The organism is Citrobacter sp. LJND-P06, from assembly GCF_058188415.1.
On sequence record NZ_CP187317.1, the window covers coordinates 2,315,145 to 2,332,061 of the forward strand.

Annotated in this window: 11 protein-coding genes; 2 read left to right on the top strand and 9 right to left on the bottom strand. The window is 53.7% G+C overall.

The window, feature by feature from the left end; translation table 11 throughout:
* Nucleotides 1–7: 7 nt before the first annotated feature.
* From narI to ACO7SM_RS11070, 6 genes are all read right to left on the bottom strand, one after another.
* The gene (narI, locus tag ACO7SM_RS11045) at nt 8–688 is read right to left on the bottom strand and encodes a respiratory nitrate reductase subunit gamma (RefSeq protein ID WP_490470834.1); all 681 of its coding nucleotides are present in this window, start codon (nt 686–688) and stop codon (nt 8–10) included.
* A complete protein-coding gene (narW, locus tag ACO7SM_RS11050; protein ID WP_490470835.1) occupies nt 685–1,380 on the bottom strand; it encodes a nitrate reductase molybdenum cofactor assembly chaperone in 696 nt (231 codons plus the stop codon). The genes narI and narW overlap by 4 nt, the downstream gene beginning before the upstream one ends.
* Nucleotides 1,380–2,924 carry a nitrate reductase subunit beta gene (narH, locus tag ACO7SM_RS11055; RefSeq protein ID WP_490470836.1) on the bottom strand — a complete coding sequence of 515 codons (1,545 nt, stop codon included), beginning with the start codon at nt 2,922–2,924 and terminating at the stop codon, nt 1,380–1,382. The genes narW and narH overlap by 1 nt, the downstream gene beginning before the upstream one ends.
* Entirely contained in the window at nt 2,921–6,661 is a 3,741-nt protein-coding gene (locus ACO7SM_RS11060; protein ID WP_490470837.1) for a nitrate reductase subunit alpha, read from the bottom strand. Before ACO7SM_RS11060 ends, narH begins: the two co-directional genes overlap by 4 nt.
* Nucleotides 6,662–6,778: 117 nt before the next feature.
* On the bottom strand, nt 6,779–8,164 hold the full coding sequence (locus tag ACO7SM_RS11065; RefSeq protein WP_490470838.1) for a NarK family nitrate/nitrite MFS transporter: 1,386 nt from the start codon (nt 8,162–8,164) through the stop codon (nt 6,779–6,781).
* Between the two features lie 212 nt (nt 8,165–8,376).
* Nucleotides 8,377–8,958, bottom strand: a complete 582-nt coding sequence (locus ACO7SM_RS11070; protein ID WP_490470926.1) for a TetR family transcriptional regulator — start codon at nt 8,956–8,958, stop codon at nt 8,377–8,379.
* A gap of 118 nt (nt 8,959–9,076) precedes the next feature.
* Here ACO7SM_RS11070 and ACO7SM_RS11075 point away from each other — a divergent pair, with 118 nt between their 5' ends.
* On the top strand, nt 9,077–10,564 hold the full coding sequence (locus ACO7SM_RS11075) for an MFS transporter (protein WP_490470839.1): 1,488 nt from the start codon (nt 9,077–9,079) through the stop codon (nt 10,562–10,564).
* A 1-nt stretch (nt 10,565) separates the two neighbouring features.
* On the opposite strand, the gene ACO7SM_RS11080 is transcribed toward ACO7SM_RS11075, so the two are convergent.
* From ACO7SM_RS11080 to yddG, 3 genes are all read right to left on the bottom strand, one after another.
* The gene (locus ACO7SM_RS11080; RefSeq protein WP_490470927.1) at nt 10,566–10,946 is read right to left on the bottom strand and encodes a GFA family protein; all 381 of its coding nucleotides are present in this window, start codon (nt 10,944–10,946) and stop codon (nt 10,566–10,568) included.
* A 143-nt stretch (nt 10,947–11,089) separates the two neighbouring features.
* A complete protein-coding gene (ompC, locus tag ACO7SM_RS11085) occupies nt 11,090–12,181 on the bottom strand; it encodes a porin OmpC (protein ID WP_490470840.1) in 1,092 nt (363 codons plus the stop codon).
* A 570-nt stretch (nt 12,182–12,751) separates the two neighbouring features.
* Nucleotides 12,752–13,633, bottom strand: a complete 882-nt coding sequence (gene yddG / locus ACO7SM_RS11090) for an aromatic amino acid efflux DMT transporter YddG (RefSeq protein ID WP_490470928.1) — start codon at nt 13,631–13,633, stop codon at nt 12,752–12,754.
* 233 nt (nt 13,634–13,866) lie between these two features.
* Here yddG and fdnG point away from each other — a divergent pair, with 233 nt between their 5' ends.
* Nucleotides 13,867–16,914 (top strand): formate dehydrogenase-N subunit alpha, encoded by a 3,048-nt coding sequence (fdnG, locus tag ACO7SM_RS11095; protein WP_490470841.1) that lies wholly within the window; start codon nt 13,867–13,869, stop codon nt 16,912–16,914.
* Nucleotides 16,915–16,917 lie beyond the last annotated feature (3 nt).

Consider the following 16,917-nt stretch of genomic DNA (forward strand, 5'->3'; position numbering starts at 1 on the left):
CGGAGAATTAGCGACGCGAACGAACAATCTGGTAGCGGCGCGTGAAGTATTCAAACGGCGCGCTCCAGACATGAACCAGACGGGTGAAGGGGAAGATCAGGAAGATGGTCATTCCCAGCACCAGATGCGCCCGGAAGACCCATGCCACACCGTCCAGATGCGCCGATGCTCCGCCCTGGAACGTCACCACTGACTGCGCCCAACCGACCAGTTTCAGCATTTCGCTGCCGTCCGGGTGCTGGGCGGAAAAGGGGATCGACGTAAGACCCAGGATGCATTGAAACAGCAGGATGCAGAGGATAAGAATATCGGCGGTGGACGACGTCGCGCGAATTCGGGGATTGGTCAAACGGCGCACCAGCAGTCCCACGCCGCCGACCAGGGTCAGTACGCCACAAAGGCCGCCGGCAAGCATTGCCATCTGCTGTTTCACCGCAATGGGCAGAAACCAGGCGTACATCCAGTGCGGGGTTAACATCCCGAACAGGTGTCCGAAGAAAATCCCCAGAATGCCGATATGGAACAGATTCGACCATAACACCATGCCGCGTTTGTCCAGCATTTGGCTGGAGGAGGCGCGCCAGGTGTACTGCCCGTAATCGTAGCGTAACCAACTGCCGAGGATAAACACCGTACCGCACAGGTAAGGGTAGATATCGTAAAAAAAGACGTTCAGGTACTGTATCATTTCTGACCTCCCGAACCGACGTCAACATACTGTGGCGCCACGTCCTGGCTAAAGCGTCGTTGATAATGTTGTAACGGTGAACTGTCACAGGCGGTGGCGTTATCTTCGATAAACTTCACCTGTTCTTCTTCCCACACCGCGTCCAGCGCCTGAGACGTATCATCCCGCGTTTCGCTGCTGACCTGTTTAGTGACACTGTCACTTGATAGCGGACTGTCTGCCAGAGCAAGCAACGCGTCAAACAGGTGATACCACGGGGTTTCGCGCTGTTTTAAGCGCCCGCCGAGTAAGGCCAGAATAGGGGCGACATTCTGCAATCCTTCTTTGGCCTCGGCCTCCGGCAATACGCTCAGGTACTCCAGATAGAGTGGAAGATGATCCGGTAATTCCCGGCAGTTAAGCTGCAGTCCGACCTGTTCATACTGCGCCAGCAGATCCACCATCGCCTGACCCCGGTCACGGGACTCCGCATGAACATGCTCAAACAGCAGTAACGACGTGGCGCGACCGCGATCAAACACTTCGCACCATTGCGCCTGTTTCTCGAGCAAGGGCGCATTCAGGAGATCGGCCGCGAAGTCGCTCAGCATCGGCGCTTCATTACGAACCAACGCGAGGGCGTCGTCCCGACACTCCCAAAGAAACTCGTCGGGATACTCCATCAGCAGCCCAATCACTTTGAGAATTTGCATTATTCGCCCTCCGCTTTGTCGCGCACTTCCGTGACATCGATAGCGTCGATTCGGCTGCTGTTAAACAGGTTGAATTTGGTGTCTGAGCCGTGGCAACCGTCGCCGAAGGTAAAGCCGCAGCCATTTTTCTCCGGGAAGGCGTCACGCGCCATTTCCCGGTGGCTGGTCGGGATCACGAAACGGTCTTCATAGTTGGCAATAGCCAGATAGCGGTACATCTCTTCAACTTGTTCAACGCTTAATCCCACTTCCTCAATCGCGCGGGTGTCCGTGACGCCTTCGACGGTTTGCGAGCGTTTGTAATGGCGCATCGCCATCATTCGTTTCAGGGCGCGCAGCACGGGGCCGGTGTCACCGGCGCTGAGCATATTGGCGAGATACTGCACCGGGATGCGCAAACTTTCGACGGCGGGCAGAATACTGTCGGTCTGCGGCAGTCCGCCTGCATCGGCATACGACTGGATGGGCGACAACGGCGGGACATACCAGACCATCGGCAGGGTGCGGTATTCCGGGTGCAGCGGCAGAGCCAGCTTCCAGTCCATCGCCATCTTGTAGACCGGCGAGCGCTGGGCTGCCTCAATGACGTTGTGCGGAATGCCTTGTTTCAGCGCTTCTTCGATCACCGCCGGATCGTTCGGGTTCAAAAACACATCGCACTGACGCTCATAGAGGTCGGTTTCATGTTCGGTACTGGCCGCTTCTTCAATTTTGTCGGCATCGTAGAGCAACACGCCGAGATAACGGATGCGGCCAACGCAGGTTTCTGAACAGACGGTCGGCTGGCCCGATTCAATACGCGGATAACAGAAGATGCATTTTTCAGATTTGCCGCTCTTCCAGTTGAAGTAGATTTTTTTGTACGGACAGCCGCTGATACACAAACGCCAGCCGCGGCATTTGTCCTGGTCAATCAACACAATGCCGTCTTCTTCACGTTTGTAAATCGCGCCGCTCGGGCACGTTGCCACACAACTGGGGTTCAGGCAGTGTTCGCACAGGCGCGGCAGATACATCATGAAGGTGTTTTCAAACTGGCCGTACATCTCTTTTTGCATCTTGTCGAAGTTACGGTCACGGGCGCGTTTTTCAAATTCCCCGCCGAGCAGCTCTTCCCAGTTTGGCCCCCAGATAATCTTGTCCATCCGTTTGCCGTCAATCAACGAACGCGGGCGGGCGGTGGGCTGATTTTTGCTTTCAGGCGCACTATGCAGATGCTGGTAATCGTAGGTGAACGGCTCGTAGTAATCATCGATTTGCGGGATCACCGGGTTGGCGAAGATTTTGGTGATAACGCCCATTTTGCCGCCCAGACGCGGCCTTATCTTACCGTTAACGTCGCGCACCCAGCCGCCTTGCCACTCCTCCTGATCTTCCCAGTTCTTTGGATACCCGATACCCGGTTTCGTCTCAACGTTGTTAAACCACGCGTATTCCATGCCTTCACGCCCGGTCCAGACGTTTTTACAGGTTACCGAACACGTATGGCAGCCGATGCACTTATCAAGATTGAGGACCATGCCAACCTGCGAACGTATTTTCATTTTTTCGCCTCCTGTACCTGATCCCGACCTTCATCATCCAGCCAGTTAACATGTTTCATTTTGCGGATCATGATGAATTCATCGCGGTTCGAACCCACCGTGCCGTAGTAGTTAAAGCTGTACGCCAGTTGGGCATAGCCGCCAATCATGTGCGTCGGTTTCGGGCACACGCGCGTCACCGAGTTGTGGATGCCGCCGCGCATACCGGTAACTTCCGAGCCGGGAATATTCATGATGCGTTCCTGGGCGTGGTACATCATGGTCATCCCCGGCGGAACGCGCTGGCTCACCACCGCGCGGGCGGTGAGGGCGCCGTTGGCGTTAAAGGCCTCAATCCAGTCGTTATCTTCAATGCCCAACTCTTTGGCGTCAGTCTCGCTGAGCCAGACAATCGGCCCGCCGCGCGACAGCGTCAGCATCAGCAGGTTTTCGCTATAGGTGGAGTGAATGCCCCATTTCTGGTGCGGTGTCAGGAAATTGAGCGCTTTTTCGGGGAAGCCGTTGGGAGGGATCTCCCGCATCGCACTGACGCTGCGGGTGTCGATAGGCGGACGGTATGCCACCAGACTTTCGCCAAACGCCCGCATCCAGGCGTGATCCTGATACAACTGTTGGCGACCCGAGAGCGTGCGCCACGGGATCAATTCATGGACGTTGGTGTAACCGGCGTTATAGGAGACATGCTCGCTTTCCAGACCGGACCAGGTCGGGCTGGAAATAATCTTACGCGGCTGCGCCTGGATATCACGAAAGCGGATTTTCTCATCTTCTTTGTTGAGCGCCAGATGAGTGTGTTCGCGACCGGTAATGGCGCCCAGCGCTTCCCAGGCTTTCACCGCCACCTGGCCGTTGGTTTCCGGCGCCAGCGCCAGGATCACTTCTGAAGCATCGATGGCGGTGTCGATGAGCGGACGACCTTTCGCCGGGCCCTCCAGCTTGGTGTAGTTGAGCTTGCCGAGGAAATCGACCTCCGTCTGCGTATTCCAGGAGATGCCTTTACCGCCGTTACCCAGTTTGTCCATCAGCGGGCCGAGCGAGGTAAACCGCTCGTAAGTGGCCGGATAGTCACGCTCGAGCACCGCAATATTGGGCGCGGTTTTTCCGGGAATGAGGTCGCATTCGCCTTTTCGCCAGTCCTGAATATAAAAGGGTTGCGACAGTTCTGCCGGAGAATCGTGTTGCAGCGGTTGCAACACCACATCCGTTTCTTTGCCAAGATGCCCAACGCACACCTCTGAGAACGCTTTGGCGATCCCTTTGTAGATATCCCAGTCGCTTTTCGACTCCCAGGCCGGGTCGACGGCGGCGGAGAGCGGATGAATAAACGGATGCATATCCGAGGTGTTCATGTCGTCTTTTTCATACCAGGTGGCGGTCGGCAGCACGATGTCGGAAAACAGACAGGTACTGGACATCCGAAAATCGAGCGTCACCAGCAGGTCGAGCTTGCCTTCAATCGCGGCAGACTGCCATTCGACCTCTTCAGGCTTGATCCCTTCGTTTGACCCTAACGCTTCGCCCTGAATACCGCTCTCGGTGCCCAACAGGTATTTGAGCATGTACTCGTGACCCTTACCGGAGGAACCCAGCAGGTTTGAACGCCAGACGAAGAGGTTGCGCGGATGGTTTTTCCCGCTGTCCGGTTGCTCACAGGCGAAACGAATTTCACCGGACTTGAGCGCCGCAACGGTGTACTCCGCCGGGGATAATCCAGCCTCGTCCGCTTTAGTTTTCAGGGTTAACGGGTTGAGATTGAGCTGAGGCGCAGAAGGCAGCCAGCCCATGCGTTCTGCCCGGACGTTGAAATCAATCAGATGCCCGGTAAATTTCGTGGCATCCGCCAGCGGCGAGAGCAACTCCTGCGCCGTCAGTTTTTCATAGCGCCACTGACTGGAGTGATTGTAGAAAAATGAGGTGCTGTTCATCTGGCGCGGGGGTCGGTTCCAGTCCAGTGCGAACGCCAGCGGGAGCCAGCCGGTTTGCGGGCGCAGTTTCTCTTGTCCGACGTAGTGCGCCCAGCCGCCGCCGCTTTGCCCGACGCAGCCGCAGAAGACCAGAATGTTGATCATTCCCCGGTAGTTCATGTCCATGTGATACCAGTGGTTCACCCCGGCACCGAGAATAATCATCGAGCGTCCGTGGGTTTTGTGCGCGGTATCGGCAAACTCACGGGCGATCTGTTCGATATGACGGCGCGGCACGCCGGTGATGTGTTCGCCCCACGCAGGCGTATAGGCTTTGAGCTCGGCGTACTCTTTGGCGGCGCAGTCATCATCAAGCCCCCGATCCAGCCCGTAATTGGCCAGTACCAGATCGTAAACGCTGACCACCGGACGCACGCTGCCGTCGGCCAGCGTCAGGTTTTTCACCGGGAGCTGGCGAATGAGCACAGGTTCCTGCTTCACGCTGCGAAAATGGGGATTCTCGTTACCGCCGAAATAGGGGAATGCCACGCCCGCCACGTCATCATGCTGACCCAGCAACGAGAGCGACAGTTCTGTTTCGTTACCGGCAGCCAGCGCTTCAAGGTTCCATTTGCCTTTTTCACCCCAGCGAAAGCCAATCGACCCGTTGGGCGCCACCAGTTCTCCTGTGCGCGTAAAGGCGACCGTTTTCCATTCTGGATTATTGCTCTCGCCCAGACCGTCCACCAGATCGGAGGCACGCATCATCCGCCCGGGCACGTAACTGCCGTCGTCACGGGCATCCAGCAGCACCAGCATTGGCATATCGGTATAGCGACGACAGTAGTTGATAAAATAGTCGCTCGGGTTGTCGAGATGGAACTCCTTCAGGATCACATGCCCCATCGCCATCGCCAGCGCGCTGTCGGTGCCTTGTTTCGGCGACAGCCACTGGTCGCACAGCTTGGCGACTTCTGAATAATCGGGCGTGATGGCGATGGTTTTGGTGCCTTTGTAGCGCACTTCGGTAAAGAAATGGGCGTCCGGGGTACGCGTCTGCGGCACGTTAGAGCCCCAGGCGATGATGTAGCTGGAATTGTACCAGTCGGCCGATTCCGGGACGTCCGTTTGCTCGCCCCAGGTCATCGGTGAGGCCGGGGGTAAATCGCAGTACCAGTCATAAAAACTCAGGCAGGTGCCGCCGAGCAGCGACAGATAGCGGGTGCCGGCGGCGTAGGAAACCATCGACATGGCCGGGATCGGCGAGAAACCGACGACGCGATCGGGGCCGTAGGTTTTGACCGTCCAGACGTTCGCTGCGGCAATCAACTGATTGAGCTCTTTCCAGTTTGAGCGAATAAATCCACCGCGTCCGCGCACCTGTTTGTAGCTCTGGCACTTTTGCGGGTCGCTCATGATAGCGTCCCAGGCCAGAACCGGATCGGGCTGGCGGGAGAGGGCGTCGCGCCAGAGTTCAATCAGCCGTTTGCGCACCAGCGGATATTTGAGGCGGTTAGCGCTGTATAAATACCAGGAATAGCTGGCGCCGCGTGGGCAACCGCGCGGTTCGTGATTAGGCAGATCCGGGCGAGTGCGTGGATAGTCGGTTTGTTGTGTTTCCCAGGTCACCAGGCCATTTTTGACGTAGATTTTCCAGCTACACGAGCCGGTACAGTTAACCCCGTGGGTCGAGCGCACGATTTTGTCGAACTGCCAGCGTTGGCGATAGCTGTCCTCCCAATCCCGGTTGGTATGCATAACCTGACCGTGCCCTTCAGCGAAAGTGTCCCCTTTTTGCTTAAAGTAACGGAAGCGATCCAGCAGTTTGCTCATGACATTTCTCCTGCTCCGATAATGTGTCAGGCATGTAGGCCGGATAAGGTCTTGTGCCTTATTTCAACGCCCGATGGCGACGCTTACGCGTCTTATCAGGCCTACATGAAGATGTTGTTATTTTTTTTGTGATTTGCGGCCGTAGACCAGCCAGGTCACCAGCACGCAGACGATGTAAAACACTAAGAATATTTTCATTGCGCCAACCGGAGAGCCGGTCAGCGCCAGGGATGAACCAAACGCTTTCGGGATGAAGAAACCGCCCACAGCGCCGATAGCAGAGATGAACCCAAGCGCGGCGGCGGTATCCGTCACCGCTTCCCGCTGGGCCTGTTCTTCCGTTCCGCCGTGCAGCTTCACCCGATAAATCGTGATTTTGCGAAAGATCACCGCAATCATCTGAAAGGTTGAGCCGCTTCCCAGCCCCGCGGTCAGGAAAAGCCCCATAAACACCAGATAAAAAGCGGTAAAACTGCCGGAACCCGACCCCGGCAAGGTGAGAAACAGCAGGGCGCTAAACAAGGCCATAAAGATGAAGTTAATCAGCGTCACGCGCACACCGCCGAACTTATCGGAAATAACCCCCCCGGCAGAGCGCGCCAGCGCGCCGATAAACGGACCGAAAAAGGCCAGTTTCAGTATGTTCACATCGGGAAATTGTGTTTTCGCCAGCATGGCGAATCCGGCGGAAAAGCCGATAAACGATCCAAACGTGGCGAGGTACAGCAGGCTTAACAACCAGAGATGAAAACGTTTGAGCACCGGCAGTTGCGCGGCGATAGAAGATTTTGAGCTGGAAATATCATTCATTCCCAACCCGGCTGCAACGGTGGCGGCAATCAGCAGCGGAACCCAAATCCAGGTGGCATTCGCCAGCGACAACAGCGACCCGTCGGCTTGTGGGACGCCCTGCACGCCGAGGAACGTGAAGATGGGCAGAAAAATCACCAGCGGCGCGACCATCTGCATCACGCTGACGCCCAGATTGCCTAAACCACCGTTAATCCCCAGGGCGCTGCCTTGCTTCGATTTGGGGAAGAAAAAACTGATATTGCCCATGCTCGACGCAAAATTGGCACCGGCAAAACCGCACAGCAAGGCGATAGCAATAAATACGCCATAGGGAGTAGCCGGGTTTTGCACCGCAAAACCGAGCCACAGGCAAGGAATAATCAGAATAACGGTGCTAAAAATCGTCCAGCGGCGCCCGCCAAATATGGGCACCATAAAGGAGTAGGGAACGCGTAATATGGCGCCGGAAAGCGAAGGTAATGCGGTTAATAAAAAGAGTTGGTCGGTGGTGAAATTAAAGCCGACTTTATTCAAATTAACGGCGACGGCGCTGAACAACATCCAGACGCAGAAGGCGAGAAGCAGACAAGGGACTGATATCCAGAGGTTTCTTCGTGCGATATGCTTACCTTTTTTTTCCCAGTAAGCGGGGTTTTCAGGCTTCCAGTCACTTAAAAGATAACGATTTTTTTTCTCATTTTGTGGTGCCATATTACCCTCACATGCACGCGTCGTTCATGAAAAAGAAATAATAAGAGGCTAAGCCGCAATGGCTCTTTTTAGAAAATATTAGTTTTTTTGAGAATATTGTTTGAAAGGATAGATAAGAAAGCGCAGCCACGTGACGTGTAGGGGGAATAACAGGTTGCTTAAGTGTAACTAAATGTAAATTACAAAGATGTATTGTTAATTCATATTTACCGTCAGATAAACAGTTCCCGTGAAATCATGTGATCGAGATGGCGCTCAAAGGCGGGGTCGGCCATTTCCGTCATGCCCAGCGCGTACATGCCGTCCAGACCACACACCAGCGCTATCAAACGCCAGGCGATGTCCTGCGCTGCGCCGTCGGTGAAGGTAAACTCACCGGCCTCACGACCTTGCGCGATCAGTCGTGCGGTATCTTCGTGCCACATTTTCATCGTCAGCAGATATGCATGCTTAATTTCAGGATCGTTGTCCGCCAGTATTTGTGCTTCCCGCCAGAGTTTAATGTACGGCTCAAAACCGCCGTCGTGGCTGCCCAGCATGGCATGAAGACGCGTGCGCCAGTTGGCGTTCTCCGGTGCGATGTTGGTGTCCAGCAGAGTACGAATCAGACGAATAAACGCCTGCGATTTCAATTCGCCCGCATTGCTGAAATGGTGGTGAAGTTGCCCGGTCGCCACGTTGGCTTCTGTCGCAATACGTCTCACCGTCATAGCGTTAAAGCCTTCCTGTAATGCAACGCGCATGGCTGCCTGCAGAATTACTTCGCGACGTTCATCCCGATTTAAATAGCCCATACGTTCCTCACTCTGGTCACCGTGACGGCAGTGTAACAAAAAGCTGGACATGCGTTCAACTTTCCGTAGGATCGCTAAAGCTGGACATGTGTCCAACTTTGTTTTTAGCGGGAGTTTTATGTTTCGTCAGTGGTTAACGTTAGTGATTATTGTGCTGGTCTACATCCCTGTTGCGATCGACGCAACGGTGCTGCATGTTGCCGCCCCCACGCTGAGTATGACGCTGGGCGCCAGTGGCAACGAGCTGCTGTGGATCATTGATATTTATTCTCTGGTGATGGCCGGGATGGTCTTACCGATGGGGGCGCTTGGCGATCGCATTGGTTTTAAACGTCTTCTGTTGTTGGGCGGGAGCCTGTTTGGTCTGGCCTCGCTGGCTGCCGCATTTGCTCATAGCGCCAGTCTGCTGATTGCAACGCGTGCGCTGCTGGCGATCGGTGCGGCAATGATTGTTCCTGCGACGCTTGCGGGGATCCGCGCCACCTTCTCTGAAGCGCGTCATCGCAATATGGCGCTGGGCGTTTGGGCCGCCGTGGGATCGGGGGGCGCAGCGTTTGGTCCCCTGGTCGGGGGAATGTTGCTGGAGCATTTCTACTGGGGCTCGGTATTTCTGATCAACGTCCCGATTGTCTTACTGGTGATGGGATTGACGGCGCGTTTTGTTCCGCCACAGGCAGGCCGTCGCGATCAGTCGCTCAACCTGGCGCACGCGGTCATGCTGATCATCGCCATTTTGCTGTTGGTCTATAGCGCAAAGACGGCGCTGAAAGGGCATCTTGCGGTCGGGGTGATTGCGTTGACGTTACTGGTGGGGGCGCTGTTACTGGCTGCGTTTGTGCGCATCCAGTTGGCGGCGTCGCGTCCGATGATCGACATGCGTCTTTTTACCCACCGGATCATTCTGAGCGGCGTGGTGATGGCGATGACCGCGATGATAACGCTAGTGGGTTTTGAACTGCTGATGGCGCAAGAGCTGCAATTTGTGCACGGCCTGACGCCGTATCAGGCGGGGCTGTTTATGCTGCCCGTGATGGTGGCCAGCGGATTCAGCGGCCCGATAGCCGGAATGCTGGTATCACGACTGGGGTTACGTTGGGTGGCAACGGGCGGGATGGCGCTCAGTGCGCTGAGTTTCTACGGCCTGGCGCTGACTGACTTCAGTAGCCAACAATGGCAGGCCTGGGGGCTGATGGCATTGCTGGGATTCAGCGCCGCCAGTGCGCTTCTGGCGTCAACGGCGGCCATTATGGCAGCGGCACCGGCAGAAAAAGCCGCCGCCGCGGGCGCCATTGAAACGATGGCCTATGAGTTGGGCGCAGGGTTAGGTATCGCCATCTTCGGTTTACTGCTGAGCCGGAGTTTCTCGGCGTCGGTCATGTTGCCGGACGGATTAAGTGAGCAGGAGATAGAACGCGCGTCGTCATCAATGGGTGAGGCGGTACAACTTGCCCATACGCTCTCACCGAATCTTGGCGAAGCGGTTCTTGGGGCGGCCAGACAGGCATTCACCTGGTCGCACAGTGTGGCGTTAAGCAGTGCCGGAAGCCTGTTGATCCTACTGGCGGTCGGGATGTGGTTCAGCCTCGCCCGCATAAAACAGCATTAATTTAGTGGGCTAACTGGCAAGGGTAATCCATCTCCTCAACTTCCTTACCGCTCAGGCGGGCATATTGCCCCGTGAGTCGCCAGAAAGCGGGTTGCGTTTCGGTGTAGATTTCGGCTGCCAGGATCAGACGACGGCGATCGACTTCGCTAAGCTCCAGCAATGTCCACGGAATAAAGTAGCGCTCACTGTCGGTCAACATAAACCACAGTGGGCATCCGCAACCGGAACAGAAAAAACGTTCTCCACGCGTTGAAGAGGGGAAGTGCGAAGGTTCTGATGACTCTGGCGACAACAGCGGTTGACCGCTGGCTTCCAGGTACATAGCAATGCCACCTGACCATTTCTGGCACAATGTGCAGTGGCAGGCATAAACATCAAGCATTTCGACGTTAACGGTAAAATGACTTTGTCCGCAAAGACAACGACCTGTGAACGTCTGCACGGCATACTCCTTATGACCGAGTCTGGATCAAGATAAAAAGCCAGCCCATCATGGGCTGGCTCTGATTTCACGTTACAACAACATTAGAACTGGTAGGTCAGGCCTACAGCTACGATGTCGTCAGTGCTTACGCCAGCACGTTTGGTGAAGTTGTTGTCATCCAGCAGGTTGATTTTGTAATCAACGAAGGTAGACATGTTTTTGTTGAAGTAGTAGGTCGCGCCCAGGTCAACGTATTCAACCAGATCCTGATCGCCCCAGGTACCCAGATCTTTACCTTTGGATTTCAGGTAAGCCACGGACGGACGCAGACCGAAGTCGAACTGGTACTGAGCAACCGCTTCAAAGTTCTGAGTTTTGTTAGCGATATAATCGTTATCACCAAACACAGTCATGTTACGGGTTTCAGAGTAGGTGGTTGCCAGGTAGATGTTGTTCGCATCGTATTTCAGACCAGCAGCCCATACTTCAGCGGTATCGCCGTCGGCGTTCATGCCGTCCAAACCACCGGCATAAGATACCTGACCATCGGTACGGTCAGATTTTGCATAGGTAGCACCGATGCCGAAACCTTCGTACTCATAGGTAGTAGACAGACCAAAACCGTCGCCATTGGCTTCGTTAGGGTTACGTTTGTCTTCGTTTTTGCCCTGGTACTGAGCAGCAAAGTTCAGACCTTCAACCAGACCGAAGAAGTCGGTGTTACGGTAGGTTGCAACGCCAGTAGTACGGCTGGTCATGAACACGTCAGTCTGGGTCCAGGTATCACCACCGAACTCAGGCAGAACGTCAGTCCATGCGCCGATGTCGTACGCTACGCCGTAGTTACGGCCGTAGTCGAAAGAACCGTATTCAGCGAATTTCAGACCAGCAAATGCCAGACGGGTTTTATCGCTGTTTGAACTATTGGTAGATTCAGCACGGTTGCCTTTAAATTCATATTCCCACTGACCAAAACCAACCAGTTGGTCATTGATCTGAGTTTCACCTTTGAAACCGGTACGCACGTAGGTTTTGTCGCCGTCGCTGCTGGTGTCATCAGAGAAATAATGCTGAGCGTGTACTTTACCGTACAGGTCCAGTTTGTTGCCGTCTTTGTTATATACCTCTGCTGCGTTTACAGCACCTGCTGCCAACAGGGAAGTCACTGCCACTGCAACTAATTTAAGTTTCATGCTCAATAATCCTTATATTTTTCTTAGCGTGTTTCCTAAACCATTTCTAAACGAACCCGTCCGTCAATGGCAGACTATTTTTAAAGTACGCAGTGGTATAAGTTCAATAATAAGTTTCATAATATTACTGAATATTTACAGTTATGTGATCCAGATCTACATAATAGAGCTGAGAAATTTAGTTTAAATTAGGAACTTACTAAAAAGATATATTTACGAGGGGGACTATATCTGTATTTATTGTTTGATATTCGTTAGTTGCCGGGGCTAACTATATGCATGAATACAGTTTCTTTTGCGCATAAAATGCTGGGTGTTATCAAAACATAATCATATTGATAACATATTTAACACAAAAGAAAATGATTGCATACAATTTGTTCATGTGACGTCAAATTGAACAGCGGGCAGGGTATTAACGGTATGGCAATAAAATCGTAAAAAAGCAAATAAGAATTTTCTGCGCATGGAATATCCACGTAATAACTGCCAGATAAAAATGTGTAACAGGAAATAGGTTGTCGGGTCGTTTTTCATCCAATGGATGATATTAAGACCCGAACATTGGCCTCAGGAACGGCGTGTTGCCAGCCAGCAGAGCAGCGAACCGACACACACCATAATAGCGCCTTGCCAGAAAGAGAATGAAAGGGGGGCGCTTAAAAGAACCGCAGCCAGCGCAGACGACATCACAGGGGTGAAATAAGAACCCACGGCCATGATGGTGACATTTCCGTGCAAAATTCCAACATTCCAGGCCGCGTAGGCAAAACCTAACGTCAACGCCGCCGAAAATAGTTTGATGGTGACGGGAAGCGTGAAATGCATTTCAGGCTGTGGCGTCAGTAAATAGTAGACCCATAAACTTGCGGCAGTGAGCAAAACAAAGACCGTGATTCCGTTAAATCCTCTGGCATATTTATTGGTGACTGTACAATATGTCGCCCAGATAAATGCCCCCAAAAAGGCGAGAAAATAGCTTAACGGGTTAGTGGCAACATTGCTGATTATTTCGCCAGGATTGAGTCCATTTTCACCTCCTAATACCCAACAGACGCCGGTCAACGCCACAATTAATCCTGGGATAACCAGCCAGGTTGTTTTTTGACCATTAAACAATATGGCAAAAAGAATCGTCAGGCTGGGCCATAAATAGTTGACCATGCCGACTTCAATCGCCTGATGTCGCGTCACCGCATAACCCAGCGACAGCGCCAGGCATATTTCGTACGTTACGAAAAGGAAACTGCCAGCGATTAAATAACGAACAGGAAAGCGGCGAATATTAGGAAAGCCGACCGTAAAAATAAGCAACAGTCCGCTTAATGAATAGATCATGGCGGCGCCGCCCACCGGCCCTAGTCCTTCACTCACGCCACGAATCAACCCCACCATGGTGCTCCAGAGCACGATGGCAATCAGTCCAATTAGCGTTGCTTTTTTTCTCGTCATTCTGTTCGTCTGTCCTCGTTCCTTTTCATTAAAGAAGCTGAAATTTATAGCACTTTTAAACAGTCGGGCGTTAATAAATCGTCCGGGCTGATACTTCTTTGTGGGTATAAATGTTCGGCAAACGGCACTATTTAGTAGCGGAACCGATTCGTTATTGATTTGACGCAAAAAAGATATGGTCATAGCTGTTAGTTTCGTCGCGAAGTTACATCCCTGTAAAAAAGAGGAAAGCAATGGACGTCAGCCGCAGACAATTTTTTAAAATCTGCGCGGGCGGTATGGCAGGAACAACAGTCGCAGCGCTTGGATTCGCCCCCAAGTCTGCACTGGCTCAGGCGCGTAATTACAAACTGCTGCGCGCCAAAGAGATCCGAAACTCCTGCACATACTGTTCCGTGGGATGCGGGCTATTAATGTATAGCCTGGGAGATGGATCCAAAAACGCGAAAGAAGCGATTTACCATATTGAAGGGGACCCGGATCATCCGGTAAGCCGTGGGGCATTATGTCCTAAAGGCGCGGGTCTGCTGGACTATGTTCACAGTGAAAACCGCCTGCGCTATCCACAATATCGCGCGCCGGGTTCAGACAAATGGCAGCGCATCAGTTGGGATGAGGCATTCTCCCGTATCGCAAAACTGATGAAAGCTGACCGTGACGCTAACTTTATTGAAAAGAACGAGCAGGGTGTCACCGTCAACCGCTGGCTGTCCACCGGGATGCTTTGCGCCTCTGCGGCAAGTAATGAAACCGGTATGCTGACGCAAAAATTTGTGCGCTCGCTCGGTATGCTGGCAGTCGACAACCAGGCACGCGTCTGACACGGACCAACGGTAGCAAGTCTTGCTCCAACATTTGGTCGCGGTGCGATGACCAACCACTGGGTTGATATCAAAAACGCCAACGTCGTCATGGTGATGGGCGGTAACGCCGCTGAAGCACATCCGGTGGGATTCCGCTGGGCGATGGAAGCGAAGAATAATAATGATGCGACATTGATTGTCGTCGATCCTCGCTTTACGCGTACAGCGTCGGTTGCGGATATCTATGCGCCGATCCGTTCCGGTACGGACATTACGTTCCTGTCTGGCGTTCTGCTGTACCTGATCGAAAATCAGAAAATCAACGCGGAGTATGTGAAGCATTACACCAATGCCAGCCTGCTGGTACGGGATGATTTTGCTTTCGACGACGGCCTGTTTAGTGGCTATGACGCGAAAAAACGTCAGTATGATAAGTCATCATGGAACTATCAGTTCGATGAAAACGGCTATGCCAAACGCGATGACACGTTAAGTCACCCACGCTGCGTGTGGAACTTGCTCAAACAGCACGTTTCCCGTTATACGCCGGATGTGGTGGAAAACATCTGCGGTACGCCAAAAGCTGACTTCCTGAAAGTGTGCGAAGTGTTAGCCTCCACCAGTGCGGCTGACCGTACGACCACCTTCCTTTATGCATTGGGGTGGACGCAACACACCGTCGGGGCACAGAACATTCGTACGATGGCGATGATCCAGTTGCTGCTCGGCAACATGGGCATGGCCGGCGGCGGCGTGAACGCCTTACGTGGGCACTCCAACATTCAGGGCTTAACGGATTTAGGTCTTCTTTCTACCAGTCTGAGCGGCTATCTGACGCTACCGTCTGAGAAACAAGCCGATCTGCAAACCTATCTGCAGGCCAATACGCCGAAAGCGACGCTTGCCGAGCAGGTGAACTACTGGGGCAACTATCCGAAGTTCTTTGTCAGCCTGATGAAATCGTTCTACGGCGACGCGGCGCAGAAAGAAAATGACTGGGGATTTGAGTGGCTGCCGAAATGGGATCAGTCCTACGACGTCATTAAATATTTCAACATGATGGATAGCGGTAAAGTGACCGGCTATATCTGTCAGGGCTTCAACCCGGTGGCGTCCTTCCCGGACAAAAACAAAGTGGTGCAGTCCCTGAGCAAGTTGAAGTACATGGTGGTTATCGATCCGCTGGTGACAGAAACGTCAACCTTCTGGCAGAACCACGGCGAGTCGAACGATGTCGACCCGGCGTCGATTCAGACCGAAGTGTTCCGCCTGCCGTCCACCTGTTTTGCGGAAGAAGATGGCTCCATTGCCAACTCCGGTCGCTGGCTGCAGTGGCACTGGAAAGGTCAGGATGCGCCAGGCGAAGCCCGCAATGACGGCGAAATTCTGGCCGGGATTTACCATCGTCTGCGCGAACTCTACCGCAACGAAGGCGGTAAAGGTGTAGAGCCGCTGCTGAAAATGAGCTGGAACTACAAGCAGCCAGACCATCCGGAATCCGAAGAGGTCGCCAAAGAAAACAACGGTTATGCGCTGGCCGATCTCTATGACGCCAACGGTGTGCTGATTGCGAAAAAAGGCCAGTTACTGAGCAGTTTCGCTCAACTGCGCGATGACGGTTCTACGGCCTCTTCCTGCTGGATTTATACCGGTAGCTGGACGGAGCAGGGCAACCAGATGGCCAACCGTGACAACGCCGATCCGTCTGGTCTGGGTAACACGTTGGGCTGGGCGTGGGCGTGGCCGTTGAACCGCCGCGTACTGTATAACCGCGCGTCCGCCGATCCGCAGGGTAAACCGTGGGATCCGAAGCGGATGCTGATCCAATGGAACGGTGCGAAATGGACGGGTAACGATATTCCGGACTTCAATACCGCTCCGCCGGGCAGTGCAACCGGGCCGTTTATCATGCAGCCGGAAGGGCTGGGACGTCTGTTCGCCATTGATAAAATGGCGGAAGGGCCGTTCCCGGAACACTACGAGCCGGTTGAAACACCGCTGGGAACCAACCCGCTGCATCCAAACGTTATTTCCAATCCGGCGGTGCGCTTGTATGAAGAAGATGCCTTGCGCCTGGGTAAAAAAGATAAGTTCCCGTATGTCGGTACCACTTACCGTCTGACGGAACACTTCCACACCTGGACCAAGCACGCATTGCTGAATGCTATCGCCCAGCCAGAGCAGTTTGTGGAAATCAGCGAGACGCTGGCCGCCGCAAAAGGTATCGCCAACGGCGACCATGTGAAAGTCAGCAGCCAGCGCGGATTTATTCGTGCCGTTGCGGTGGTCACACGCCGTCTGCGTACCTTGCAGGTTAACGGTCAGCAGGTCGAAACGGTGGGGATCCCGATTCACTGGGGCTTTGAAGGGGTCGCGCGTAAAGGCTATATCGCCAACACTCTGACGCCGAACGTCGGTGATGCAAACTCGCAAACGCCGGAATACAAAGCGTTTTTAGTTAACATCGAGAAGGCGTAAGGG

What these genes read in the sequence shown, in the direction of transcription:
- narI (WP_490470834.1), bottom strand. Translation starts at nt 688, where the DNA reads ATGATACAGTACCTGAACGTCTTTTTTTACGATATCTACCCTTACCTG.
- ACO7SM_RS11065 (WP_490470838.1), bottom strand. Translation starts at nt 8,164, where the DNA reads ATGGCACCACAAAATGAGAAAAAAAATCGTTATCTTTTAAGTGACTGG.
- narH (WP_490470836.1), bottom strand. Translation starts at nt 2,924, where the DNA reads ATGAAAATACGTTCGCAGGTTGGCATGGTCCTCAATCTTGATAAGTGC.
- narW (WP_490470835.1), bottom strand. Translation starts at nt 1,380, where the DNA reads ATGCAAATTCTCAAAGTGATTGGGCTGCTGATGGAGTATCCCGACGAG.
- ACO7SM_RS11060 (WP_490470837.1), bottom strand. Translation starts at nt 6,661, where the DNA reads ATGAGCAAACTGCTGGATCGCTTCCGTTACTTTAAGCAAAAAGGGGAC.
- ACO7SM_RS11070 (WP_490470926.1), bottom strand. Translation starts at nt 8,958, where the DNA reads ATGGGCTATTTAAATCGGGATGAACGTCGCGAAGTAATTCTGCAGGCA.
- ACO7SM_RS11080 (WP_490470927.1), bottom strand. Translation starts at nt 10,946, where the DNA reads ATGCTTGATGTTTATGCCTGCCACTGCACATTGTGCCAGAAATGGTCA.
- ACO7SM_RS11075 (WP_490470839.1), top strand. Translation starts at nt 9,077, where the DNA reads ATGTTTCGTCAGTGGTTAACGTTAGTGATTATTGTGCTGGTCTACATC.
- yddG (WP_490470928.1), bottom strand. Translation starts at nt 13,633, where the DNA reads ATGACGAGAAAAAAAGCAACGCTAATTGGACTGATTGCCATCGTGCTC.
- ompC (WP_490470840.1), bottom strand. Translation starts at nt 12,181, where the DNA reads ATGAAACTTAAATTAGTTGCAGTGGCAGTGACTTCCCTGTTGGCAGCA.